This window comes from Fodinibius roseus (genome assembly GCF_900129315.1).
Classification (GTDB): Bacteria; Bacteroidota; Rhodothermia; order Balneolales; family Balneolaceae; genus Fodinibius; species Fodinibius roseus.
In genome coordinates this window covers 75,377-98,842 of sequence record NZ_FQUS01000018.1, presented here as the reverse complement: position 1 = coordinate 98,842, position 23,466 = coordinate 75,377, and the positions used below count along the sequence as shown (strand labels likewise).

Below are 23,466 nucleotides of genomic sequence, written 5' to 3'. Positions count from 1 at the left end.
ACTCTTTGCAAAACCGTTTTTATAGCCAATCTCTTCATTCTCGTGCATTCAATATCATCACATATGATTTATATACTGTGGTTTTGAATGCACTTAGGGTGATATTGGCTAAAATTCCCGGATCCCTCCCCCTCTAAGCCGTATTCCAACCGTAATTAAAGGATTGGGATCCTCTTTTCCATATTAATTCGCAAAGAGGTATGGTATATAAAAGGACCAATTTCGTGTTGAAAAATCCGGGCTAAAAGTTTGGTTTCAGGGTATGGCGCCGGTAAAAGTCACAAATAATCTGTACCGCTTCATCCGGTTCATCGGTCAGTTGAAAAAGAGTAACATCATGATCAGAGACGGTCCCGTTCTCAATCATGGTCGTCTTGATCCAGTCAACAAGTCCGCCCCAGTACTCCCTGCCGACTAATATAACAGGAAACGACTCTATTTTTCTTGTCTGGATAAGCGTCAACGCCTCGAAAAACTCGTCCAGTGTGCCGAACCCCCCGGGGAATACGATAAAGCCCTGGGCATATTTGACAAACATCACCTTTCGCGCAAAAAAATAATTAAAATTTATTTCATAATCAGTATCAACGTAGGCATTGACTCCCTGCTCGTGCGGCAAGGTTATGCCGAGGCCAACGGACTTTCCCTTTCCCTCCTGGGCTCCCTGGTTGGCCGCTTCCATAATGCCGGGTCCCCCCCCGGTGATAATCCCGAACCCCTGCTCGGTGATCTTTTTTGCGGTCTCCTTGGCCATCTTATAGTACGGGTTATCAGGCGTGGAGCGTGCTGAACCAAACATAGAAACACAGGGACCAATTTTAAATAATTTGTCATACCCCTCGGCAAATTCCCCAATTATCTTAAAAACACTCCATACGTCCTCGCTGTGAGACTGGTCAAAGCTTTCGGGTGCTATACGATTGCTGTTTTTTTCAAAACGATTGCTGTCTTCTTTATTCATAGACTTCTATTCATTTACTTAGATTTCTTAAACAGTTCCACCGAAAGGGTTACCCCGAAGGCAGCGTGCGCCATGACATCAGGCTTTAGGGACGGACGCATGCTTAGATTATCCGAAACATCAAACGATCGCATATGGGCAAAAACATAAGCATCCACGATATTAAGTCCATATGCCAACGCAATACCGATATAAACCATATCCCGGCGGTTGCGATAGGTATTGCGGATGGTTTTCAGCTGTTCCAAATTGGCGCTTTCGGGAATATAGTCGGGAGTGGGACCAAACCGCTGGTCATCGGACGTTTGATCATTCAAATTATAATAGGCAGCCCGGTAATCGTGATAACGCCTGGTAAGATCGATGCTATACCATGTCAGACCGCCCAAAAGCCCGTATACAATAGGCACCTTCCAGATCTGGTTATTGGTTACCTGTCCCCACCCGGGAATAATCATCGATTTGTACATCACACTGTTGGGACTGGGCAGCGACTCCCCGCCTTCTGCCGTATCCTGTCGGGCGTCTAAAGACCCGGGTACTTCAGGGGAAAGCGAATAGTGCGAGAGCGGCTGAAAGGATCGATCGATCCGTGATCGCAGTGTCTGTCCGTAGCTGTATATCGTACATCCAAAAAGAAAAAAAATCAGGCTAAGAAATATTCTCAAACAGTCCAAGCAGGCGGTCCAGCTCCTCATCCGAATAATATTCGATACGTATTTCGCCACCATTCTTTTTGGATTTAATTTTAACTTTGGTACTCAGTTTATTGCGCAACCTGTCGGATATCTCTTTAAGAAAAGCATTCTGTCGATCCTTCCCGGTACTGCTTTCGGAGGTGGCCTTCTCCTCCGTTAAGGCTTTCACCGCTTTTTCTGTCTGGCGAACCGAATATCCTTTTTTGATAATTTTCTTGTATATCGCCTCCTGATCGTCGGGATCCTCCACAGATATAAGAGCCCGGGCGTGCCCCATGGAAATTTTCTCATCCCGCAACCCCGCCTGGATGAACGGCGGAAGGTTGAGCAGGCGCAGCATATTAGCCACCGTCGAACGATTTTTTCCCACTCGGCGGGCCACTTCAGCCTGCGTGTATTCTGCTTCTTCAACCAGCCGCTGATAACCCAGCGCCACTTCGATAGGGTTCAAATCCTCGCGCTGAATATTCTCGATGAGGGCATATGAGATGATATCCTCATCGTTCACTTCCCGAATATATGCAGGAAGCTCTTCAATCCCGGCTCGTTTCGCAGCCCTGAGCCTCCGTTCTCCGCTGATTAACTCAAATCTCTTTTCTCCGATGTATCGTACGGTTATGGGCTGGATGAGCCCGTGATTTTCGATAGAACCGGCCAGCTCTTCAAGGCGCTCCTCGTCAAACTCCTTGCGCGGCTGATGCGGATTCGCCCGGATATTATCGACCGGAACATGCAATACAATATTCACACGCTGCTCCGGCTCTACATAGGTTCCGCTGCCGGCAATATCCTCTTTCCCGCTTTCGCCTTTACCTTCAGTTACACCTTGTCCTTCCTTATCCTTTTTATTTTCGTCTTCATACTCGGGAAAGAAAGCACTGAGACCGCGACCTAAAACTTTTTTTGATGCCATAACTTATCACTCCTTAACTGCTTGCAAAAACAGGACTGTCTTTAAAAAGTTCCTTATTGCGATGTATGATTTCACGGGCCAGACTCAGGTAATTTTTGGCTCCCCGGCTGGTCGAATCATATAACAAGGCAGGTTTACCAAAACTCGGTGCTTCCGCCAGCCGTATATTTCGGGCAATAACGGCCTCAAAAACCCGGTCCTCAAAATACTTGCGAACCTCCTCGGCGACCTGGTCGGAAAGCCGCGTTCGCGTATCAAACATCGTCAACAGCACTCCTTCGATCTCCAGGTCGGTATTCAGGTGCTGCCGAACAATCTTGATGGTATTCAACAGCTGTCCCAGCCCCTCGAGGGCAAAGTACTCGCACTGTACCGGGATGATAACCGAATCTGAGGCTGTCAACGCATTGATGGTAAGCAATCCGAGCGAAGGGGGGCAATCGATAATCACGAAGTCGTATTGATCTGCCAGATCCCCTATGGCTTTCTCCAGGATACGTTCCCGCTCCTCGCGATCGATCATCTCTATTTCGGCCCCGACGAGGTTGATATGCGAAGGTATAATCTCTAAAAAGGGCAATTCGGTTTCCCGCACGGCATCCGTAGCATCTACGCCGCCTACCAGCACTTCATAGATTGAATTGGTAACTGTTTTTGCTTCGATACCCAACCCACTGGTCGTATTGCTTTGTGGATCAATATCAATAACAAGGGTGGTATGCTCAATCGCTGCAAGACTGGCGGCAAGATTGATAGCCGTTGTCGTCTTACCAACCCCCCCTTTTTGATTCGCAATAGAAATAACTTTACCCATGTAATCTGATTAAACCTGTTACAACGATTATCTAACTAATGTTTCAAAAATATAATGGGATGTCTTATGGTAAACAAAAATACTTATTAACAAGTTATTAACCAATTCCGACAGCCTGTCTATCAATATGCACAGCAGTATTTTATAACCTGTCAGTTAACAAATTATTTTATATCATCATTTATTCTGGCTGGCTGGACCTGCTTGAATGACATATTGCACGGCTATGGGTCTTAAATCATCTGTCAGGCGGCCTGTTATTGCCCTTCCTCGCCCTCACCTATGGGTACTACCCGCATACCGGCTGCCGGGTTGAATACCGATGAGCCGGTATGGCGAGGCCTTCAACTCCTGAAAAAGCTGTTTGTCTTAGCCGGGTTATGACATAGACCTGCCGCCCCGGATATTGCACCGGGAACTCCCGTTTAAACCGTACGCTCGAGGGACGTATAATCAAGATTAAAGGCCTCGGCCACAGGTTCATACACAATATCCCCACCGGCGATATTAAGTCCCTTTTGCAGTTCAGGGTCATCTTTAATGGCCTGTTCCCACCCTTTGTTGGCAATATCCACCGCATATGGCAACGTCACGTTGGTCAGTCCCAATGTAGAGGTGTACGGCACGGCCCCCGGCATATTTGCCACACAGTAATGGACAATGCCATCGACCTGATAGACAGGGTCGTCGTGTGTAGTTGGGGTCGACGTTTCAAAACACCCCCCCTGGTCTATCGCCACATCCACCAACACCGTGCCCTTTTGCATCGAGGGTAGCATCTCTCTGGTAATAAGATGAGGTGCTTTGGCGCCCGGATTGAGCACAGCACCGATAATCATATCCATCTGCGGGAGCATCCGCTGGATATTTACTCTTGAGGAAAACATCGTGTCTATATTTTTAGGCATCCAGTCGTCAAGCTGTCGCAGGCGAGCGATGTTTATATCCATAATCGTTACATTTGCTCCCATACCCGCTGCAATTTTAGCCGCATTCACGCCCACAACACCCCCGCCCAATACCATCACGTTAGCGGGTTTAACCCCCGGGATGCCACCCAGCAGGATCCCGCGTCCCCCTTGCGGCTTCTCCAGGTACTTAGCCCCCTCCTGGGAAGCCATGCGTCCCGCTACCTCACTCATCGGTATCAGCAGCGGAAGCGATCGATCCTCCTTTTCAACCGTCTCGTAGGCAATCGCAATACTCTTTGATTCAATCACAGCCTCGGTCAGGGACTCACTGGCCGCAAAGTGGAAATACGTAAAGATAATCTGTCCCCCTCTCATCCGGGGATATTCGACTTCAAGCGGTTCTTTAACCTTCATGATCATCTCAGCTTCTGCCCAGAGCTCCTCCACCTCTTCAAGAACCGTAGCCCCGGCCGCTTCATATTGCTCATCAGGAAATCCGCTCCCTTCCCCGGCGCCTTCTTCGACCAGGATACGGTGTCCGTTTTCTTTTAGCTTTGTGACCCCGCCGGGCAATAACGCCACCCGGTTCTCATGTGTTTTAATTTCCTTGGGTACACCGATGATCATAGATACAGGTTTTAAGTTAATAAGAAATTACGCGAAAGGGCCTCAGGATCCTGTTGTATCCGCATTGTCTGTGGTCATGTGACTCCAAAGCGAAGCAAAAGCATAATACCAATGCCATCGCATATTCCCCGCCCGATCTATCCGGAACCGGGAACGCTTGCGGGATTACATATAATATAACCCTTTGAATGAAATCCGTGCCAAAGGTAGGTATTTTTTGGGAAAAATTTAATGCCCCGGACGATAATAAAAGAGAAAGGTGTACACTCACCTACGAAAGTTCGTTATATTTTCGGAGTCCGGCTTTCGTGATTGTGATATGACCGTAGAGAAAGGGACCTCCGATCGTTTCAATAGTAATAAAACCGAGCTCCTGCAGATATTCCAGCACGTTCTTTATTTCCGTGCGATCTAACCGGATATTATCATTTAATTTTCGCACTGAAATCTTGTGAGAGGTATCGCCGCCGGACAAATCTCCTATTTTTTGTAAAAAATGGTGATACTTTTTGCTGAACTTGCTGCCAATCATCATATGCCGGTCGTTATTTTTCTATCGGAAGGATTTGCAAAACAAGGGCTTTTTGCTCAGGTTCGGGGCCAGAGGAATTTCAGGACCACAGCACATTGAGCATAGGTGAGGATTTTGACATCCCGATTTCGAAGAGATAGGGCAATAAAACCATTTTGCAAAGCCTTCTATTGGTTGAACGTTAACAGGTCTGTAAAACAACGAATCACTATCAACAAAAAGTTATCTGAATATTATCAAATTGTTACGATCGGATGATCTTAAAGAGTATGATCTCAAATCTCGTACCGGGAACGTTGGGATAATGGTATCTTATCGCTTTCAACTACCCTCAATTTCTCGTATTCTTCCCACATATTTTTAATACCAACAAGCTACTTTATGATTTCAAAAGAGATCCTCAAGAAAGTTCGCAAGATAGAGATCCGGACCAAAGGGATGGTCAATAACATATTTGGGGGGGAATACCAGTCCACGTTTAAGGGACGCGGTATGGAATTTTCGGAAGTACGGCAATATACCTACGGCGACGATATCCGGCAGATCGACTGGAATGTGACGGCGCGGACCGGCGATCCTTTTATCAAACAGTTTGAGGAGGAACGGGAGCAAACGCTTATGCTGTGTGTGGACATTTCCCCCAGCGGGGTGTTTGGAAGCCGGGATCAAAGCAAGATGGACCTTTCTATTGAGATCTGTGCCGTCCTCGCCTTCAGCGCCATCCAAAACGGCGATAAAGTGGGATTAATCCTTTTTACCGACGAAATCGAAAAAGTTATTCCTCCCAAAAAGGGGCGGCTGCACGTATTGCGACTCATTCGCGAACTGCTGACTACCGAGCCGAAGGGAACGGGAACCGATATCAGCGAAGCCCTCTCTTATGTCAACCGGCTGCTGAACCGGCGGGCCATCGTTATCCTGGCCAGCGACTTCCAGGATGACCGGTATCACCGACAGCTCAAAATCACCAATCGGAAGCATGACCTGGTAAATATTTTTATCAACGACAGGCTGGAGGATGAACTCCCGGACCTGGGACTGGTGCCCCTGAAAGATGCTGAAACCGGCCGGGAAGTGCTGGTGGATACCTCCAGCGAAAAAGTGCGGAAAGCATACCGCAAAAAACGGCTGCGCCATAAACAGGCACTGCATGATCAGCTTATGCGGCTTAAAATCGACATGATAGAAGTGCAGACCAACGAGTCGTACGTCCGCCCGCTTATCTCATTTTTTCACCGGCGAATGCACCGGTATTAAGGAAGCCGGGTATGGTAGTATCAGGCATGCTGAGTGTAATCATGGATTCGCCTGTATCTCCCTCCTTGCGGGCATCCAGCTGGCGGTCGTAGGCTTCTCTTACTTCGTTGAAATCCGCCATCAGCTTTTCGGGAATAGATTCCGAGGAAGGCAAATCCATCGTCAGGGGATTAACAGGCCTGTTGTTCCGCTTGATTTCGTAATGCAGGTGCGGCCCGGTAGAACGCCCGGTAGTCCCCACATAGCCGATCACCTGTCCCTGTTCCACATGCGTGCCTGCCCGGATTCCCCCTGCAAACCCTTTGAGATGCAAATAAGCCGTCCGATAGGTTCTGTTGTGCTTTACCTGCACGATATTGCCGCTGGCCCCGCGATACCGCGCCTCCGTTACCACCCCGTCGCCGGTAGAGAGTACCGGAGTTCCGTAAGGGGCTGCATAGTCAACCCCGTTGTGCGGCCGGCGCCGGTTCAGGATCGGATGCATCCTGTTCCTTGAAAACGGGGAACTGATGCGATGATCATACTCGAAAGGGGCTTTAAGCAACGCTCGCTGAACACTCTCCCCCTCCTCGGTAAAAAAGCCTTCGGTCTCACCCTGTGAGAAATAATAGGCCCGGAACAGCTTGCCCCGGTGCTCGAGCTGAGCTGCCAGCACATCCCCGACCCCGTAAAATTCATCATCGACATAGCGGTTTTCGTAAAGCGTTTTGAAGCTGTCGCCACTGCGAAGACTGAAAAAGTCGACTTGCCAGGCAAATATCTTGGAAAGCTTTTGAGCCAGTAGCGGGCTGCCGCCGTTTGTGCTTATGGTTTGATAAAGCGAGTTATCAATCGTCCCGGAGGTCACCGTCGTTTCGGTATAGAGCGGGCGGACTGCCTGATAGACTTCCAGGGAATCCTGCTGCCAGTCAAAAACCACATATTCCATATCATTTTTCTGCCATACGATACGGTCGGGAGAGGAAGCCGTATCCGACCCGGAATAAATGTGGTACCGCTGACCGGGACGCATCGATTGTAAGTCGACCACTTTTTCCGCTTTATTACTTACGGAAAAAATCTGGCGGGGACTGAAGTCAAGCTTATCCAGGATAAGATACAGACTTTCATTCCGTTTAATCGTTCGCTCTTCCACTTCAACATTATTAATCCTGAAGCCAAAAGCATCAAGCTCAGGAGGTTCATTAGTATTAGTATTAGAAGTATCTTTATTAACAGTATCTTTTTGGGAAGTGGATGCCTTGGCGAGAGGAGGAGTGTCCGATGATTGACCTGTGCAGCCGCAGAGGATAAAACCGGCAAGTATCCCTGAAAGTAGTATTCGCATTTATACTTTTTTGGGTTTAGGTTATTTGTAGGTAAACATACTATTTTCTTTGTTTTTATGCACATCCAAAATTTCATTATTTTCAGTTCACCATTTGATATTAATTTTTTCCGATGGAGAGATTTTTTCTATTTTGAGCGCCAATGTTTTAAAAGGAATAACAATAAAAAGCTTACGGCTCTGTTTTAAACTACTAATCATTCAATAAGCGGCAGCAGTGATCAATACCCATATATCCAAGATTATTCTCCTTCTGGTGCTTTGGCTGAGCGTGGGCTTTACTCAAAACAGCCGGGCCCAGACGGTCCGGGAGTATGCGCCGGCGGATACCCTGGAGGTAGGTGATACCTTTGATCTTTCGATCACGCTCAACCGTGACCGGGAATATGATGATATCATATTTCCGGACTCCAGCAGCTTGCCTTCCGACAATTTTGAAGTTCGTTCGCGATCGCAATTCAAGGTTTCTTCCTACAAAGACAGCGTTCACTACCAGCTGCAGTTTTTTGGCACGGCCGACACCACGCTTCCCGAGCTGCCCGTACTGCTGGTGCAGGATGAAGACACCACTACGCTTTATACCAACCCTGTCCCCATCCATTTTCGCAGTGTGCTGGCCCGGGATGATGAGTCCTTTCGTCCCCTCAAACCGATCTACGACTTTGCATTGGCCTGGTGGCCCTATATTCTGGCATTTATCCTGCTATGCGTGGCGGCCTACTTCCTGCAGCGCTATTTTACCAAAAAAGGGGACCAGCCTGCCCCGGAACCCGCAACGTTCACCCCGGTCCCCTTTGAAAATCCGCTCAGAATCCTGCAGCATGATATCGGCCGGCTTGAAGATGCCGAACTGACGACACATGAGGACTTCAAGGAGTTCTATATCGACCTGGGGGATGCCATTCGCCGTTATTTTGAAGATCTGCATCATATTCCTGCGCTGGAATCTACGAGCCGTGAAATCCTGCAGGCCCTCAGGGCTCGTTCCATTGACAGCGATTTGATTGATGAGACACGCACGGTTTTACAGGAGGCCGACATGGTGAAATTTGCTAAATTTACGCCAACGACCGAGCAGGCAGAACGGGCTCTCCGCAAAGCCCAGGACTTCGTGCAGCGGGCCAAAGAAATTGACGGTCCCCGCGTGGAGCACCTGCGGCGCGAGCATCAGTCCAGGATGGAAGCAGAACGGGAACGTTTTGAGCAGAAGCAAAACAGGGCGGAGGTGAACGCATGACTTGGGCAAACCCGCAATGGCTGTGGCTGTTACTGCTGCTGATACCGCTGATCGGTTATCACACCTGGGGGCTGTGGAGGACTCGCATTCCCAGCCTTACGTTCTCGGATACCTCGAATTTCAGCGATCTTACCGGAAGCTGGAGGACCTATGGCATCTACCTCCCTCCCCTGCTGCAATGGATGGCCTTTGCCCTGGTGGTCTGTGCCCTGGCCCGTCCCCAGTATCAAAACACCACGGTCGAGCGCAATGCAGAAGGTATTGATATCGTACTGACCCTTGATATATCCACTTCCATGAAGGCCGAGGATCTCAAGCCCAACCGGCTGGAGGCCGCAAAAAACGTCGCAGCTGATTTTATAGACCAGCGGGTTTCCGACCGGATTGGACTTGTACTCTTTGCACGCCAAAGCTTTACGGCCGTACCTCCCACCCTCGACTATGAACTGCTAAACCGGCTTCTGGGAGAGGTGGAAATGGGCGTCGTGGAGGACGGTACCGCCATCGGGATGGGAATAGCAACCGCCGTGAACCGGCTGAAGGAGAGCCGGGCCGAAAGCAAGGTCATCATACTGCTTACCGACGGACAAAATAATTCCGGTGAGATCGATCCCGTTACGGCTGCCGACCTGGCCGTCTCACAGGATATTAAAATATATACCATCGGTGCCGGCACCCGCGGCACCGCACCTTACCCGGTTCAGGACCCAATATTCGGGAACCGCTATCAAAATATTGAGGTCAATATTGATGAAGAAATGCTTACCGAAATTGCCCGTATGACGGGAGGCAGTTACTTCCGGGCAACCGACACCGAGCGGCTCAAGGAGATCTACGGACAAATTAACGAGCTTGAGAAGACCGAGATCGAAGAGATTATTTATACTGATTACCAGGATCTCTATCCCCGTTTTCTGCTGCCGGGCATTCTTCTGCTGGTCCTCTCTGCGGTCACCGACCGGTTTGTTTTCCGGAATGCCATGGAATAAGGCCGGGGCTTCTCGCAATTCCAAAATCCATTACAAAAAGAACGGTTTAAATGGTTATCTTTAGAAGAGCAAACATCCGGCCAATGCAATACTAATTCCTTCTACTGTTCATGGCGCTACAGTCAGTGTTAAAAACTTTTTCCGCCCAAATTCCCTGGCAGGAACTCAATGCTCACATCCGCAAGCGGAATATCCTGCTGCTGGATCACTTTGTAGGCTCCACTCCTGCCCTGCTGGCGGCAAAACTGTCCCGCAAATATGACCGGGTAGTTGTGATTCATCCCGACAGCGAATCGGCCAAATTCATGAAAGGAGATCTCGATGCGCTGGATGTCGGGCAGGCCGACTACTTTCCCGAAACCGGGCAGCACCCCTATGACGATCAGCAAATTACCGACAGCTCGGTCGTCGTGCAGCGGTCAGAGGTCCTGGAAAATATCAGGCATCACAACCGACGGCTGCTGGTAACGTCGGCGCCCGCGGTGTTCGATAAGATCGTCTCTCCCGAACTCTTTGCCGAATCCTCGATTACGATCCAAAACGGTGATACCGTCCATTTTGAAAGCCTGCGGGAAGAACTGCTGAACCAGGAATATGAGCCGGTCAGATTCGTCAGTCAACCGGGCGAGTTTGCCCACCGGGGCGGCATCCTCGATGTCTTCCCCTATACGGGCGAATATCCGATCCGGCTGGAGTTCTTCGGGGATGAGGTGGATTCGATCCGGGAGTTTGACCCCGACTCCCAGCGCTCGGTCTCGCTGCTGAAAACGGTGCGCCTCGTGCCCGATGCCTCCAGTTTGAGCCAGGGCGAAAAACGGGGACTCCTGTCCTATTTTGACGAGGATACGGTGGTCCTGTTAGTCAACCCGTCGCTTATCCGGTCGGAAATGGACCACCGGTTTTCGGAGGCCACCGAGCGGTACGAGCAGCTGGCGGACAAAGAAGAAAAGCTCTCCCCGGAGCAGCTTTTTGTAGATACCGAACAGTTCGAGCGGTCACTGGAGGACTGCGCGCAGCTCTATATGGGCGGGTTTTCAAAAGACCGGCAGGCCGACCGGCGTTTTCGCCTCGATGCCAGTCCCCAGCCGGATTTCAACGGCAACATCAAGCTGCTCCGGGAAGATATCCGGAACCTGAGCAAACAGGGATTCGACACCTACATCCTGTGTGATAATGAAGGCCAGCGCGACCGGTTCGAAGAGCTGCTGGGCGAGCCCTCCAAAGAGCTTCGCTATCACCTTTCCGTGGAAACAATCCACCAGGGATTCCTGCTCAATGAACAGGGACTGGCAGTGTATACCGACCACCAGATCTTTAACCGGTATCATCGTCCCAAAGTCCGTCGCAAGCGACATACGAGCAATATCTCCTTCAAAGAGCTGCGGGACCTGAATATCGGGGATTTTGTGGTTCACGTGGATTACGGCGTCGGCACATTCGCCGGCTTTAAAACCATTGAGGTACGCGGCGTCGAGCAGGAATCCGTGGTGCTGCGCTATAAAGAAAATTCGGTGCTCTATGTCAATGTCTCCAGCCTGCACAAAATCCAGAAATACTCCGGGAAAGAGGGGACACAGCCGCGCATTGACAAGCTGGGCTCCGGACGCTGGGCCCGCAAGAAGGAGCAGACGAAAAAGAAAGTCAAGGATATTGCGCGGGATCTTATCAAGCTCTATGCGAAGCGAAAGTCGCAGGATGCATTCGAATTTGAGCCGGATAATTCCTGGCAAACGGAAATGGAAGCCCGCTTTGAATTTGAGGAAACACCCGATCAGCGCAGTGCTATCGAGGCGGTGAAAGAGGATATGGAATCCAATACCCCGATGGACCGACTGGTCTGCGGGGATGTGGGATTCGGGAAAACGGAGGTTGCGGTCCGCGCCGCGTTTAAAGCCGTAATGAATCACAAGCAGGTGGCCATGCTGGTACCGACGACTATTCTGGCCGACCAGCACTACAAGACCTTCAAAAAACGAATGAAGGACTTCCCCGTTTCCATTGATGTGATTTCCCGATTTCGCAGCGGGAAAGAGCAGCGGGAGACCCTGAAACGCCTGAAAGAGGGCAAGGTGGATATCATCGTGGGCACCCACCGGCTGACTTCCAAAGACGTGGCGTTTGATGACCTGGGACTGCTGATCGTGGATGAAGAGCAGCGATTCGGGGTCTCCGCCAAAGAGAGGCTCAAAAAATACCGCGCCACCGTCGATGTGCTCACGCTGACGGCTACGCCCATCCCCCGCACGCTGCAGTTTTCGCTGATGGGCGCGCGCGACCTGAGCATCATCAATACCCCTCCGGAAAACCGCCAGCCGGTGGAAACAGAAATTCACAGTTTTGACAAGGACCTGATCCGGGATGCCGTCAGCCAGGAGGTCTCGCGCGGGGGACAGGTTTTCTTTATTCACAACCGGGTGAAAAATATTGAGGCGACGGCAAACATGGTGCGGGAATTGGTGCCGGATGTGCGCGTTCGTTTTGCGCACGGACAGATGAGCTCCAAAAAGCTCGAGAAGATTATCGAGGATTTCTACGATCACAAGTTTGATGTGCTGCTCTCCACGAATATTGTCGAGAATGGCATTGATATCTCCAACGCCAATACGATGATCATCAACCGGGCGGACCGCTTCGGCCTGGCTGAGCTGCACCAGCTGCGGGGACGCGTGGGACGCTCGAACCGGAAGGCGTTTTGCTACCTGATTACCCCGAATATCAAATCCCTGACCGACGAGGCCCGGAAACGGCTGCTGGCGCTCGAAGAGTTTTCGGACCTGGGGTCGGGCTTTAACATCGCCATGCGTGACCTCGATATCCGGGGCGCCGGGGATATCCTGGGGGCGGAGCAAAGCGGGTTTATCAATGACCTCGGCTTCGATCTCTATCAAAAAATCCTCAACGACGCCGTTAAAGAACTTAAGAAAGAGGAATTCAGCGAGGTCTTCAGCGACGTGGAAGTAAGCCCCGAGCTTCCCGAGACCCAGGTTGAATTTGATCTTCCGGCCCTGCTCAAAAGCAATTATGTCGCCGACAGCGTGGAGCGACTCAACCTCTATCGCAAGCTGGCCGGGGCCGAAAAACTGGAGGAAATCAAAGACTGGAAAGAGGAAATAGAAGATCGCTTCGGTCCGGTACCCGATGCCGCGCAAAACCTGATCACGGGAGCGGTCATCAAGCTGTATGCCTCACGGCTGTTTTTGACAAAGGTCCGCATACGCTCCGGCCGGATGTGGCTGGAATGCCCCAAGCATGATTCCGAGCTCGGCGAGGAGTTCTACGGGCACCGTTTCCAGGAGCTGCTGAAAACGCTTCAGCAGGAAGCCGAAGACCGCTTTGAAGTGATCCAGAAGGACGACAAGGTCCGTTTTGTCATTCACGAGATCCCGGACCCGGAAGCGGCCGCATCCTTTTTGAAAGAACTTTCCGGGGCCTATAACAGGGAGGTCAGTTTTGCTTGATCGATATATTCAGCTGCTGAGAGAAGGGGAAATTGTTGCGTTTCCCACCGAAACGGTCTACGGGCTGGGAGCGGACGCCTGGAACCCATCGGCCATCCAAAAGATATTCGACCGAAAAGAACGTCCCACGGACAACCCGCTGATTGTGCACGTGGCATCCATTCCGTCCGTCGAGCAGTTTGCCCGGGAAATTTCAGCCGATGCCCGACTCCTGATGCAGCGCTTCTGGCCGGGTCCGCTTACCCTCATTTTCAAAAAGAAGCCGGGGGTGCTGGATCTCGTGACCGCGGGACTCGATACCGTGGGAGTCCGCTGGCCGAGTCACCCGCTCTCCCAGGAGCTCATTGCCGGTGCGGGTCCCCTCGCAGCCCCCAGTGCCAACACCTCCGGGCGGCCGAGTCCCACGAAAGCCCAGCACGTGCGGGAGGACTTCGGGGAGCAGTTTCCGGTCATTGATGCCGGGGAGACCGCTATCGGACTTGAATCGACGGTGCTGGACCTCTCCCGGCAGCCCTACCGGATTTACCGTCCCGGTGCCATCTCCAAACAGGAGATCGAAGAGGCCACCGGAAAAAAAGTGGAGCAGGACGCCGGCGACCGTTCTCCGGATACCGAAACCAGAAGCCCGGGCACCAAATACACCCATTACGCCCCGGATGCCGCCGTTCGCTGGCTTGATGACGACGAAACAATAGATATCGATTCTGCTACCCTGTACCTGCTTCACTCCCGCCGGGCCGGGCAGGAAGGGAAAAACATAGTCGCCTACGAAGGCGACTTCCAGCAACTGGCGCGGGAGCTGTACGACCGGTTCCGCCAGGCCGACCACCGGGGGTATAATACCGTCGCGATAGAACCGTTTACCGGCGGCGATCGGGAGGATCCCTTAGTCCCGGCCCTTGAAAACCGCATCAAAAAGGCGGTCGGGTAAGGAACAAATCCAGCGAAAATGCCTAAAAATGAACATAGGTATGCAAGTGTTCAGGAAAAGATTTTCAGAAGCCGTTGAAAAACCGGTGATTTTGGTCAAGGTCAAGACCAAGATCAGAGGAAGGTTGCCCTCACAGCATATAGCTCATATGTGGCGGTTTCAACCGACCGATAATGCCGGCATTGGGCAGAAGAGCGGTTTTCAAAGGCTTCTTTTAACGTTTTTTAAAATTAAATAGTTATTGCTCTTTTGGCGGGTGTATTAATTGTCTTACATTATTGTATAACTATAAACCTTTTCAACTTATCCTATTTAATATTATGCAACTGACTAAGAACCGGTATTCCCCGATCCCCGTTATCCTGCTACTATTTTCACTGGTACTGACTTCCTGCCTGGACAGCTCCGATTCAGATCAAACTGTAGGAAATCTATTCGAAGAGGCAGACCGCATATCTGATTTCAATACCTTTGTTGACTACTTGGGTGATACAGGTGCGGCCGAACTTGATTCCACCATTGCCCAGGGAAGCCAAATGACAGTTATCATTCCCACCAATGATGCATTTGATGATTTGCCTTCAAATCTCACTGATACCCTGTCATCAGAAGAAGCACGAATTGAAGTCTTAAGCTATCATATTTTAAATGAATTGGTTGAACCTAATAACTTAGAAGAGACAGAAGACATTCAAAGTATGCAAGGAGAATACCTCTATTTTGAACTTGTATCTACTAACCAAGGTACCAGTCTCAATATAAATGATAGTGAATTACTTCAAGGTGGTATTTTATCTGCAAGTAACGGTTATATTTATGCTGTTGATCAGGTTCTTTTCCCCGATTCCTATCTTGATGTTACCGGTCTTATTGCCAAGCGATATCAACTGAATGATCTGCAGGATGCAATTGAAGATGTTGCAGGACTGGAAGAAGATTTACAAAATCCCAATGGCGAATTTACAGTCTTTGCCCCTTCTGATGAAGCTCTTGACGGTACAAGTCCAACCGGGAACGAAATTCAATACTACATTCTTGAAGAAAAGCTCACCTCTGCTGAGTTCAGTTCTCAAACGTATACTACGATGAGTGGTGATGAGCTGGATGTGGATGTCAGCGGCGCTACCATCACCATTAACGGCGAGGCCACCGTTACGACGGCCGATATAGAGGGCATCAACGGCGTTGTTCATATCATCGACACCCCGCTCGAAGCGCCCTCTGAGGAATAAACACTCAGATCGCTGTTCATTTGTACATTAATGACATTTAAAAGCCCGTCCTTTACTGGGGACGGGCTTTTTTATATACCGCTGATATTTCACGGGCATTATCACAGAGCCAAATAAATCAGGCGCAGGGTTTCGCCGGGCAGCGGATCGGCAGACACTTACCCATCGAGTGTGTCCCAATTAGATAATAAAAGTCTCCCTGCGTAGATTCGGGATCGGCATCCAGTGCAGAACCATCGTTCCTGTTATCGATCCCCCGCGATCGTACCCATACGGCAAGTGGAGAGGTCCCGCGGACCCGGGACCTGTCAGATTATACCTGAACTCCGCCACAATCACTTTTCGCTACTCCACACATTATTAGCCGGATTTACATCCGGGAATTCTCTTCGGGGATCCATTTCCACCCGACGGATCTTCGAAGTGGATGGGTACTGCGTGGTCCAGTGGTCACCGCGGTGCCACACCTGAACCGGCAGCTCGATCACTTCAGTCTGCCCGTTTTCCTGTGTTATTTTCATGACCACAGGCATCACCAGCTTGTCGTTGTTGCTGATACTGATCAGCGCTCCCTGTGAGGGGTCTCCCTCCACATAGCGGACCGAATCAACGGCCTGGTCCATCGTCCAGGTCTTTTCAAACCAGCCTCTCCAGAACCAGTCCAGCTCGCGTCCGCTGACATTCTCCATCGTATTGAAGAAATCATCCGGAGTGGGATGTTTGTAGGCCCAGCGGTCTAAATATTCGTTAAACGCTTCGTCAAACGCTTCCCGGCCGAGGATGGAATTTCGAAGCATATGCAGTCCCACTGCCGGCTTATTGTAGGCCACCGCGCCCAAATTGCCCGGCTGTATCTGGTCGGGAGCCGTCATAATCGACTCATGGTCCTCACTGTTCAGCCAGTCATTCAGAACCCGGGCATCGGTCTCGCGGTAATATTCTCCCTCATTGAAATGCTGCGTGCTCAGACGGTTGATGAAGGTGTTAAACCCTTCATCCATCCAGGCATGCTCGCGTTCGTTGGATCCCACGATCATGGGAAACCAAATATGTCCGAATTCATGGTCGGTAACGCCCCATAAGCCGGCTTCCGTAGCCTTCCAGCTGCAAAAGACGATGCCCGGGTATTCCATGCCTCCCACCGTGCCGGCTACATTAACAGCGGTGGGATACGGGTACTTTTTCAGGTAATCCGAATAGAATTCAATCGAACCCTTGACATACTCCGTTGAACGGCTCCATGCGGTGTCGCCTGCACTCTCCACCGGATACACCGACATTGCCAGCGACTGATCCTCACCCGGCAGGTTTATCCGGGCCGCATCCCAAATAAAAGCCCTGGAAGCCGCCCAGGCGATATCGCGGGCATTTTCAATGGAATACTTCCAGGTCAGCCGCTTCGAGTGCCGGGGACGTGAGGCCTCCGTACCTACCTCTTCCGGGCTGATGATATATACGCGCTCATCACTATTTTGTGCCTTTTCCCAGCGAGCTTGCTGACCCGGGGTTAATACCTCCTGCGGGTTTTGAAGGGCCCCGGAAGCTACGACCACATAATCCGAGGGAGCGGTGATCTGATAGTCAAAGGAGCCGTAATCCATGTAAAACTCGCCTGCCCCCAGGTAGGGACGAATGTTCCAGCCCTGCACGTCATCATACACGGCCACTCTCGGGTACCACTGGGCCACTTCGTAGATCATACCCTTTTTGGTTTCAAGGCGGCCGAGCCGATCCGATCCGTAATCGGGGATGACGAATGAATAATCGATGCGAAGGGTTACCTCCCCTCCTTTGGCAGACAGGGGATCTTTAAGATCAACTTTCATATTCGTACCCATCGAGCGCGTCTCGGGCTCATAGCCTTCCCCCGCCTGCCGAACGGTGATATCGTCAATCGTTATGCCGCCGTCAAAGTTCCGATTGCCGAACCGGGACCCGGTATGGGGCGTTAGCTTTGCCCCCCAGGATTCTTTGTCGAATAAATTTTGATCGAGCTTGAGCCAAATGAATTCCAGCGCCCGGGGACTGTTATTCGTATAGTAAATGGTCACGCTGTTGGTTACTTTATGCTCTTCCGGGTGCAACCGGACATCCATCTCATAGTCGGCGGAATTTTGCCAGTAGGCCTCGCCCGGAGCACCGCTTGCACTCCTGTAGGAGGTGCCGGGTCCCGTTTCATAAGGCAAAAAAGCTTCCTGTACCGTGCTGTCGTTCCCTTCTTGAGCATTGAGCGGCGAAGTTGCCAACAGGGCCAAAACCAATAGAAATGTAATTCTAACTTTCATATACATAAATGGAATCTTGTTTTTTTACTCGTTGAGCGGGTAAAAAGCAATCATCCCACCGGCCCGGAATACGATCCGACCGGTGAGGTTGCCGGTTTCTATCTCCTGTCACCGTAGGTATTATGTTATCGGTTTCTGACGCAGATAACTCATTGTTAAAGCTATTAATAATCACTCAACGGGTGATTGGGATTAAATTATTCCTTTAAAAAGCGGGGATGCGATTTAACATCACAGCCGGGTTTAACATCTACAAAACCTGGAAGGTCTGATCGGGTTCCAGCGCCAGCACCGACTCGGTCATCAGCTCGATGAGGGCCTCAGCATCGGTTAGCGAGACGGTCTCCACCGGCGAATGCATATACCGGAGCGGCAGGGAGATCAACGCGCTGGGGATGCCGGTCTTCTGGTAAAAAATGCTGTCGGTATCAGTGCCCGTGCGAACGCTGGTTGCCTCATGCTGGATATCGATGCCCTTTTGCTCGCTGATCTTTTCCAGGTATTCCACAATCCTGGGATGGTTGGCGCCGCCGTGCTGGATTGAAGGTCCCTTACCCAGTTTCACCAGACCGTGCTCCTTGTGGTCAATGCCAGGGCTATCGGTGGCATGGGTCACATCCGTCACCAGTGACAGGTCGGGCTCAATGCGATAGCTCATCATGCGCGCGCCATAACCGCCCACTTCTTCCTGCACCGAATTCAGGGCCACCACGTTAACGCCCAGCTCGTCGCGCCGGTCATTGAGCCTGCGCAGCACCTGGGCGATCATATACCCGCCGATGCGGTTATCGAGGGCGCGTCCCGTTAGAATATCATCGGAGAGATAATCATAGGCGTCAGCATACGTAATGGGGTCGCCCACCTGGACCATATCCAGGGCCTCATCCCGGCTCGATGCCCCGATATCCACATAAATATCTTTCCAGGCCGGCTGCTCGCCTTTGCCGTTCTTCTTATCCTGAAGGTGGATCGCCGTATTGCCCGTCACGCCGGAGACCACGCCCTCTCTTGTGTGAATATGTACACGCTTGGCCCGTGCAATAGTCGAATCGCTCCCCCCCAGCTTATTGATATATACAAATCCGTCGTCGGTAATATGCTGTACGATCATGCCAATCTCATCGCAATGCGCCTCCAGCATTACCGTAATCACATCAAAGCTGGTATTCAGCTTCGCACAAGCCGAACCGTAGGCATCCGCCTCTACTTCATCGGCAAACGAACCGACATACTCCTTCCATACTTTTTGTCCCTCTGATTCAAACCCCGTGGGACTGGGGGTTATTAATAAATTCTCTAAGAATTGCTGTTCGCTGTTATCCATCGAAAAATAATTTTTAATTTCAAACTTTGGGTTAACTAATACGGTTTTACCCGAAAGAATATAAGCATTCATTCGCTGTCCGTTAAATAAAAATACTTTCATACCGATCATTTTATCTTTAGGAAATTTTCTCTACTTTCATTTTGCTGTCTCAGGATAACAGCCTTTTTATACGGTATGCCCGGGCGTCCGCCGGACTTGGATTCATGACATCGGGCAGGCAGCTGATTGCCGAGACAGGCACAGGACATCCCCGGCTTCAGGCAGAAGGCGGTCAGACGCATGGCCCGGGGGACGCTTTCTCCCTGTTATCTTTGACAGATGTCACTTTTTACTTTTCAGATTATCAGTTTAGACCAACCATCGCATGAAAAACCCCTCATACCAACAGGAGCTGTTCCCGCACTGGTCGGAAATTCCCATCCGGTTCCGGGACCTGGATCCTCTCAACCACGTCAACAACGCCCTGTTCAATACCTATTACGAAGAGGCGCGCATCAAGTTCATCCGGCAGGTCCCCGCTTTTGCCGATCAGCTCCAGGAGGGCTTCAGTTTTGTGCTGGCCAACATCAACATTGATTTTATTCACCCGGCGGAGTACCCGGGCAGCCTGCTCATCGGCTCAGGGATCATAAAGATGGGCCATTCCAGTATTTCAAGCTTTCAGGCGATCTACCTGGCAGAAGAGAAGACACTGGTTTCCGTGGCTGAAGCCCACGGCGTGTGGTTTGACCTCGAACAGCAGAAGCCGAGCCGCCTGCCCGGGGTCGATGATGCGGATCAATTTTTCGTGAACGGTTAGGATCCCATCCGGGGGACTGTAGTATGAGCCCGCTCGACCGCACCCGTGAGAGGAGCAGCAGCTAAAATCTCTGTCCGGTGGAAATACCGCCCCCCGGCAATTTCTTCATAAGCCGAATTTAATCGTTATTTTCTCTGCATAAAGATATCAAAATGATGTAAGACACCTTTTTAGAATGGACAAAAGCACGCAATACAAGATGTTCAATGATCCCATCCACGGGTTCATTACGGTCCCCAAAGGCATTATCCTGGATCTGATCGACCACCCTTACGTCCAGCGGCTGCGCCGTATCAAGCAGATGGGCCTGGGGTACCTCGTATTTCCGGCAGCGGAGCATTCCCGCTTTTCCCACGCCCTCGGCGCCATGGAGCTGGCCCAGCGCATCCTCAACAATCTCCGCGAAAAAGATACGACCATCAGTCCCGCTGAATTCGAAGGCACATTGATCGCCGTGCTGCTGCATGATGTGGGACACGGTCCGCTGTCCCACACGCTCGAATTCAACCTGATCGAGGATTTTCATCACGAAATGATGACCCTTGCCATTATGCGTAAACTTAACAGGGAGATGGATGGGGCCCTGGATCTGGCGATCAGGATTTTTACGGATCAGTATCCCAAAAAACCTTTTTTAAACCAGCTTATCTCTTCGCAGCTGGACATTGACCGGCTGGATTACCTGAAGCGGGACAGCGTCTTTACCTCGGTTTATGAAGGATCGGTGGGTATTGAGCGTATTCTCAAAACCATGCGGGTATACAAAGGTAATATCGTGATCGAAAAAAAAGGCATTTATGCCATTGAAAATTACATCCTGGCCCGGCGGCTGATGTATATGCAGGTCTACCTGCACAAAACCGTTTTAAGTGCCGACAAGCTGCTTCGAAATATATTTAAGCGCGTGCGGGAGCTTATTGCCTCCGGGACCGACCTGTACCAGGCCTCCCCCTCCCTGCAGTTCTTCCTGGAAAATCGTCCCACCGCCACAAAAGGGATCGCCCGCCGGGTGCTCGAGCAATACCTTCAGCTCGATGACAACGACGTCTATCAAAGTATTAAATACTGGCAATATGCCGATGACCCCATCCTCGCCGACCTCTGCCAGCGGTTCCAGTCGCGTTCCCTGTTCCGCACAACCTTCCTGGATGGGACCCCGAATGCCAGGCTCAAAGAAAAGGTCAGGATGAAAACACAGAAGGTCCTGCAGGCACAGGGCCTTCCCCATGATGAGGCCGCCGCTCAATATTTTTACTCTTTTGACGAAAGCTACAGTGAGGCCTACCGCTATGAAAATGAGGGAATATGGATTTTAGAGGAAAAGGACAAAGCCGTGGAATTTTCCAAGGCCGCCGACACACAAAATATCATTGCCCTCACCGAGCCCGTCGTCAAGCCCTATGTGGTGCACCTGAAGGCTTTTGATGTAAAACGGTGACATCTCTATCCAACAGATCCATACTATTCCACTCTTCTTCTTTCGTCCCAACGCTACTGCGACAGCCCGGGATGTTGCGTTCGGATCGGATTCTTCCTTCCGGCCTGAACGTCTGCAAAATGCATTCAGACGCCCTGATTCGGAATATATCTTTCATAACTATTACGTAAACGGTCTCGCTGGAACTGCCGCACAGCCGGAGTTGTTTGTTTAATCGTTGAGTGCCTTGTAGAGGGCTGGGAAATCCCATGCCTGACCGATGATATTATGGTCGGAGGAACCTCAGCAGGCGGTAAATAAAAGTGGGTATCGGACAGCAAAACAACCGGCTGATGGTTTTTTAAAAAGTCCCTGGCTGGGAGATCAAAGGATTTCATCTGAACATGCTTCAAAGTTCCTATAGATTTGGTATATAGATTAGCTTAGATGAGCTTAATCCGGTGAAGGTCACTCTTTAAACAAATGAAAACGCTCATAACAGGATTCCCCAAGCAAAGGAAAAGGGTTTATGGATTGGAAAAGGACACTTCTTATCTGTTTCATCATACTGCTCGTCGGAGGTGGTATCACCGCACTTATTTTTTCCACCGAACCTACTGCTTCACGACAAGGGGCTACCCAGGAAACAGCCATGCTGGTGGATGTCATTGAAGTCCGCCGTGACACCTACCAGCCTACCATAGAGGCTATGGGCACCGTGGAGCCGGCCCGGGATATTATACTCAGTTCACAGGTCAGCGGCGAAATTATCAGGCAATCCGCCGCTTTTACCCCGGGCGGTTATGTCGAAAAGGGTGAGCTATTGCTTCAAATTGACCCGGCGGATTATGAACATGCGCTCCAGCAGCGCAGAAATGAGCTGCAACAGGCGAAGGCAGATTTGCGCATTGAGATGGGACGCCAGCGAGCGGCCCGTAAGGAGTATGAAGCGTATGGCGATACGCTCAGTGAAGAGAACAAGCCGCTTGTTCTTCGCCAGCCCCAGCTTGAAACGGTACAGTCGCAAGTCGAATCCGCGCAAACAGCTGTAAAGCAGGCGGAGCTGGAACTCGAACGAACTACGATCAGGGCACCTTTTGACGCTCATATTCTAAGCCGCAATGTGAATATCGGTTCCCAGGTGGGGGCCGGCGCAGACCTGGGACGGCTGGTGGGACTCGATACCTTCTGGGTGGAGGCGACGGTGCCTTTGTCAAAACTGCGGTGGCTCACCTTTCCCGATGATGAGGGTCCGAGATCTGACGTTACGATACGAAACCGTGCCGCCTGGGCGGCGGAAGAAGTTCGCGAAGGCTATTTATACAAACTGATCGGTGCCCTGGAGCAGCAAACGCGCCTTGCCCGGGTGCTGGTGGCGGTACCGGACCCCTACGGCTACCGGGAGGAAAACACCGATTTGCCGACCCTGATGATCGGCTCCTTTGTAGAGACAAATATCAAAACCGAAGAACTCGAAGAGGTCGTCCGGCTCAGCCGCGACTATATACGCTCAAACGACACCGTATGGGTGATGGAGGAAGGGAAGCTCCAGATCCGTGAGATGGATATCGTCTTTCGTGATGCCCGGTACGCCTATATCAGCAGCGGATTACATGAGGGAGATCAGGTCGTTACCACGAACCTGAGCACTGTCTCCGAGGGGGCTCCCCTTCGACTGGAAGAATCGGGCACGGTCTCGGCGCGGGATTCAAGCTTAGAGGATACAGAATGAATGTGATTTAGATATCAAA

General features: G+C 50.9%; 20 protein-coding genes. 10 read left to right on the top strand and 10 right to left on the bottom strand.

The window, feature by feature from the left end; genetic code table 11:
- Positions 1 to 241: 241 nt before the first annotated feature.
- From BUB16_RS15540 to BUB16_RS15515, 6 genes are all read right to left on the bottom strand, one after another.
- Positions 242 to 961, bottom strand: coding sequence for an LOG family protein (locus tag BUB16_RS15540; RefSeq protein WP_073066528.1), 720 nt, complete (start codon positions 959 to 961; stop codon positions 242 to 244).
- A 14-nt stretch (positions 962 to 975) separates the two neighbouring features.
- Positions 976 to 1,629: a DUF5683 domain-containing protein gene (locus BUB16_RS15535; RefSeq protein WP_073066525.1), complete on the bottom strand. Its 654-nt coding sequence runs from the start codon at positions 1,627 to 1,629 to the stop codon at positions 976 to 978.
- On the bottom strand, positions 1,613 to 2,572 hold the full coding sequence (locus BUB16_RS15530) for a ParB/RepB/Spo0J family partition protein (RefSeq protein WP_073066523.1): 960 nt from the start codon (positions 2,570 to 2,572) through the stop codon (positions 1,613 to 1,615). The genes BUB16_RS15535 and BUB16_RS15530 overlap by 17 nt, the downstream gene beginning before the upstream one ends.
- Before the next feature lie 13 nt (positions 2,573 to 2,585).
- Positions 2,586 to 3,386 carry a ParA family protein gene (locus tag BUB16_RS15525; RefSeq protein WP_073066520.1) on the bottom strand — a complete coding sequence of 267 codons (801 nt, stop codon included), beginning with the start codon at positions 3,384 to 3,386 and terminating at the stop codon, positions 2,586 to 2,588.
- A 425-nt stretch (positions 3,387 to 3,811) separates the two neighbouring features.
- On the bottom strand, positions 3,812 to 4,924 hold the full coding sequence (gene ald, locus BUB16_RS15520; protein ID WP_073066517.1) for an alanine dehydrogenase: 1,113 nt from the start codon (positions 4,922 to 4,924) through the stop codon (positions 3,812 to 3,814).
- Between the two features lie 271 nt (positions 4,925 to 5,195).
- A complete protein-coding gene (locus BUB16_RS15515) occupies positions 5,196 to 5,459 on the bottom strand; it encodes a hypothetical protein (RefSeq protein ID WP_073066514.1) in 264 nt (87 codons plus the stop codon).
- A gap of 378 nt (positions 5,460 to 5,837) precedes the next feature.
- Here BUB16_RS15515 and BUB16_RS15510 point away from each other — a divergent pair, with 378 nt between their 5' ends.
- Complete coding sequence (locus BUB16_RS15510; protein WP_073066511.1) at positions 5,838 to 6,713, top strand: DUF58 domain-containing protein; 876 nt, start codon at positions 5,838 to 5,840, stop codon at positions 6,711 to 6,713.
- Here the strand turns inward: BUB16_RS15510 and BUB16_RS15505 are convergent.
- The gene (locus BUB16_RS15505; protein ID WP_073066508.1) at positions 6,676 to 8,040 is read right to left on the bottom strand and encodes a peptidoglycan DD-metalloendopeptidase family protein; all 1,365 of its coding nucleotides are present in this window, start codon (positions 8,038 to 8,040) and stop codon (positions 6,676 to 6,678) included. The two genes, BUB16_RS15510 and BUB16_RS15505, sit on opposite strands and share 38 nt — an antisense overlap.
- Positions 8,041 to 8,257: 217 nt before the next feature.
- On the opposite strand from BUB16_RS15505, the gene BUB16_RS15500 reads away from it, so the two are divergent.
- The 5 genes from BUB16_RS15500 to BUB16_RS15475 all read left to right on the top strand — a co-directional run bounded on the left by BUB16_RS15500 (position 8,258) and on the right by BUB16_RS15475 (position 15,887).
- The gene (locus BUB16_RS15500; protein ID WP_073066505.1) at positions 8,258 to 9,277 is read left to right on the top strand and encodes a hypothetical protein; all 1,020 of its coding nucleotides are present in this window, start codon (positions 8,258 to 8,260) and stop codon (positions 9,275 to 9,277) included.
- The gene (locus BUB16_RS15495; RefSeq protein ID WP_073066501.1) at positions 9,274 to 10,266 is read left to right on the top strand and encodes a vWA domain-containing protein; all 993 of its coding nucleotides are present in this window, start codon (positions 9,274 to 9,276) and stop codon (positions 10,264 to 10,266) included. Before BUB16_RS15500 ends, BUB16_RS15495 begins: the two co-directional genes overlap by 4 nt.
- A gap of 110 nt (positions 10,267 to 10,376) precedes the next feature.
- A complete protein-coding gene (gene mfd / locus BUB16_RS15490) occupies positions 10,377 to 13,724 on the top strand; it encodes a transcription-repair coupling factor (RefSeq protein WP_073066499.1) in 3,348 nt (1,115 codons plus the stop codon).
- Positions 13,717 to 14,655, top strand: a complete 939-nt coding sequence (locus BUB16_RS15485) for an L-threonylcarbamoyladenylate synthase (RefSeq protein ID WP_211483205.1) — start codon at positions 13,717 to 13,719, stop codon at positions 14,653 to 14,655. The genes mfd and BUB16_RS15485 overlap by 8 nt, the downstream gene beginning before the upstream one ends.
- Before the next feature lie 320 nt (positions 14,656 to 14,975).
- Positions 14,976 to 15,887, top strand: coding sequence for a fasciclin domain-containing protein (locus BUB16_RS15475; RefSeq protein WP_073066489.1), 912 nt, complete (start codon positions 14,976 to 14,978; stop codon positions 15,885 to 15,887).
- Between the two features lie 180 nt (positions 15,888 to 16,067).
- On the opposite strand, the gene BUB16_RS21615 is transcribed toward BUB16_RS15475, so the two are convergent.
- The 3 genes from BUB16_RS21615 to BUB16_RS15465 form a co-directional block, all read right to left on the bottom strand.
- Entirely contained in the window at positions 16,068 to 16,220 is a 153-nt protein-coding gene (locus BUB16_RS21615) for a hypothetical protein (protein WP_170864425.1), read from the bottom strand.
- Positions 16,221 to 16,222: 2 nt separating this feature from the next.
- Positions 16,223 to 18,172, bottom strand: coding sequence for a M1 family metallopeptidase (locus BUB16_RS15470; RefSeq protein WP_073066582.1), 1,950 nt, complete (start codon positions 18,170 to 18,172; stop codon positions 16,223 to 16,225).
- 250 nt (positions 18,173 to 18,422) lie between these two features.
- Complete coding sequence (locus BUB16_RS15465) at positions 18,423 to 19,598, bottom strand: M42 family metallopeptidase (protein WP_244545714.1); 1,176 nt, start codon at positions 19,596 to 19,598, stop codon at positions 18,423 to 18,425.
- 41 nt (positions 19,599 to 19,639) lie between these two features.
- Between BUB16_RS15465 and BUB16_RS21610 the strand changes: the two genes are divergently transcribed.
- From BUB16_RS21610 to BUB16_RS15450, 4 genes are all read left to right on the top strand, one after another.
- Positions 19,640 to 19,867, top strand: a complete 228-nt coding sequence (locus tag BUB16_RS21610; RefSeq protein WP_170864424.1) for a hypothetical protein — start codon at positions 19,640 to 19,642, stop codon at positions 19,865 to 19,867.
- The gene (locus BUB16_RS15460) at positions 19,864 to 20,298 is read left to right on the top strand and encodes an acyl-CoA thioesterase (protein WP_073066486.1); all 435 of its coding nucleotides are present in this window, start codon (positions 19,864 to 19,866) and stop codon (positions 20,296 to 20,298) included. The genes BUB16_RS21610 and BUB16_RS15460 overlap by 4 nt, the downstream gene beginning before the upstream one ends.
- A 175-nt stretch (positions 20,299 to 20,473) precedes the next feature.
- A complete protein-coding gene (locus BUB16_RS15455) occupies positions 20,474 to 21,736 on the top strand; it encodes an HD domain-containing protein (protein WP_073066483.1) in 1,263 nt (420 codons plus the stop codon).
- A gap of 508 nt (positions 21,737 to 22,244) precedes the next feature.
- Positions 22,245 to 23,447, top strand: coding sequence for an efflux RND transporter periplasmic adaptor subunit (locus BUB16_RS15450; protein WP_073066481.1), 1,203 nt, complete (start codon positions 22,245 to 22,247; stop codon positions 23,445 to 23,447).
- Positions 23,448 to 23,466: the final 19 nt, after the last annotated feature.

What these genes read in the sequence shown, in the direction of transcription:
- BUB16_RS15455 (WP_073066483.1), top strand. Translation starts at nt 20,474, where the DNA reads ATGGACAAAAGCACGCAATACAAGATGTTCAATGATCCCATCCACGGG.
- BUB16_RS15515 (WP_073066514.1), bottom strand. Translation starts at nt 5,459, where the DNA reads ATGATGATTGGCAGCAAGTTCAGCAAAAAGTATCACCATTTTTTACAA.
- BUB16_RS15475 (WP_073066489.1), top strand. Translation starts at nt 14,976, where the DNA reads ATGCAACTGACTAAGAACCGGTATTCCCCGATCCCCGTTATCCTGCTA.
- BUB16_RS15525 (WP_073066520.1), bottom strand. Translation starts at nt 3,386, where the DNA reads ATGGGTAAAGTTATTTCTATTGCGAATCAAAAAGGGGGGGTTGGTAAG.
- mfd (WP_073066499.1), top strand. Translation starts at nt 10,377, where the DNA reads ATGGCGCTACAGTCAGTGTTAAAAACTTTTTCCGCCCAAATTCCCTGG.
- ald (WP_073066517.1), bottom strand. Translation starts at nt 4,924, where the DNA reads ATGATCATCGGTGTACCCAAGGAAATTAAAACACATGAGAACCGGGTG.
- BUB16_RS15540 (WP_073066528.1), bottom strand. Translation starts at nt 961, where the DNA reads ATGAATAAAGAAGACAGCAATCGTTTTGAAAAAAACAGCAATCGTATA.
- BUB16_RS15460 (WP_073066486.1), top strand. Translation starts at nt 19,864, where the DNA reads ATGAAAAACCCCTCATACCAACAGGAGCTGTTCCCGCACTGGTCGGAA.
- BUB16_RS15530 (WP_073066523.1), bottom strand. Translation starts at nt 2,572, where the DNA reads ATGGCATCAAAAAAAGTTTTAGGTCGCGGTCTCAGTGCTTTCTTTCCC.
- BUB16_RS15505 (WP_073066508.1), bottom strand. Translation starts at nt 8,040, where the DNA reads ATGCGAATACTACTTTCAGGGATACTTGCCGGTTTTATCCTCTGCGGC.
- BUB16_RS15470 (WP_073066582.1), bottom strand. Translation starts at nt 18,172, where the DNA reads ATGAAAGTTAGAATTACATTTCTATTGGTTTTGGCCCTGTTGGCAACT.
- BUB16_RS15510 (WP_073066511.1), top strand. Translation starts at nt 5,838, where the DNA reads ATGATTTCAAAAGAGATCCTCAAGAAAGTTCGCAAGATAGAGATCCGG.
- BUB16_RS15495 (WP_073066501.1), top strand. Translation starts at nt 9,274, where the DNA reads ATGACTTGGGCAAACCCGCAATGGCTGTGGCTGTTACTGCTGCTGATA.
- BUB16_RS15450 (WP_073066481.1), top strand. Translation starts at nt 22,245, where the DNA reads ATGGATTGGAAAAGGACACTTCTTATCTGTTTCATCATACTGCTCGTC.
- BUB16_RS15465 (WP_244545714.1), bottom strand. Translation starts at nt 19,598, where the DNA reads ATGAAAGTATTTTTATTTAACGGACAGCGAATGAATGCTTATATTCTT.